The following is a 253-nucleotide window of genomic DNA, read 5'->3' on the forward strand; positions in this document are numbered from 1 at the left end:
CGATAAGCTTGAATCACGTGTCTGGAGAGCAACTGGCCGAGGTATTGGCTGCGAGGGCTGGAGAAAGACTGCGGTAGGTCCTGGCGCCCAACGGTGCCCTTCTCTTTGTCAGCGTTTTCACTGGACGGGATCATCCGTTCAATAGTGGGAGCGGTGAAATGGTCGACCGAATGGTTTGATGTCTTCACCTCAGGCCCTTGAACGCCTTCTTTGAAATTGTCCTTCCAATCGTCTCGTCTACGCAGCACGTTAC

Annotated in this window: 1 protein-coding gene; it reads right to left on the bottom strand. The window is 53.8% G+C overall.

Annotated features, from left to right (window positions below):
• Window positions 1-253, bottom strand: a 253-nt coding sequence (locus tag AC0L20_RS41415; RefSeq protein ID WP_473295898.1) for a hypothetical protein, incomplete at both ends; no start/stop codon positions are given.

The sequence above is a fragment of the Bradyrhizobium sp. Kon58 genome (assembly GCF_055807455.1).